At 45.2% G+C, this 834-nt stretch carries 2 protein-coding genes; both read left to right on the top strand.

From position 1 onward, the window contains the following. The coding region (gene aroE / locus R8N49_RS26110; RefSeq protein WP_318190322.1) for a shikimate dehydrogenase at window positions 1-750 on the top strand (750 nt) is incomplete at its 5' end. Between the two features lie 3 nt (window positions 751-753). Continuing rightward, window positions 754-834, top strand: an 81-nt coding sequence (locus R8N49_RS26105) for a DUF1488 family protein (protein ID WP_318190323.1), incomplete at its 3' end; no start/stop codon positions are given.

The following is an 834-nucleotide window of genomic DNA, read 5'->3' as shown; positions in this document are numbered from 1 at the left end:
CGTCAAACGAATCAGTCCCTTACATACACCGCAGAGTGTGCGCCTGTGGGTGGATTTATCGAGGCGGCGAAAGCATTTTTTGCTGACGGCGGCAAAGGCTGTAACGTGACCTTGCCTTTTAAAGAAGATGCCTATCAATTTGCTAGCCGTTTGACCGAGCGTGCTCAGCTTGCTGGAGCAGTGAATACACTTAAGAAGCTTGATGATGGTGAAATCATAGGTGATAACACTGATGGTGCAGGATTAGTGCAGGACTTGTTGCAACATCAAGTCGTTTTAGAAGGCGCACGTATCCTGATCATAGGAGCTGGTGGTGCCGCTCGAGGAGTGATTAAACCATTGCTCGATCAAAAACCAACATCTCTAACGATAACTAATCGTACATTTTCCAAAGCCGAAGAATTGGCAGAATTGTTTTCTGCGTATGGCCCTGTTAAAGCAAAAGAGATGAATACCATTGCTGAAGAGTTCGATGTCATAATCAACTCTACGTCTGCATCATTGAGTGGTGAGTTACCTGCGATCTCTTCCTCGGTGTTCGCCGCCAATAGTACAAGCTACGACATGATGTATGGCAAAGGTGATACCACATTTAACCAATGGGCTAAGCAACACGGTGCGGCACATGCTTATGATGGTTTAGGTATGTTAGTTGGCCAAGCTGCTGAGAGTTTTATGTTATGGCGCGGTCTTCGTCCTGGAGCCAAACAGATTTTGCGTGAATTAAGAAAGAACCTTGAAGGTCAATAAGCGATGAATCAATCCATCTTATTCCCAGACATGCAATCATGGGATGAAGTATCACAATCAGTAAACTTTGCGGCGCAACAATCT

The sequence above is a fragment of the Vibrio sp. 1978 genome (genome assembly GCF_033344345.1).
The sequence above is the reverse complement of the archived record's forward strand: the minus strand, read 5'-3'. Positions and strand labels throughout refer to the sequence as shown.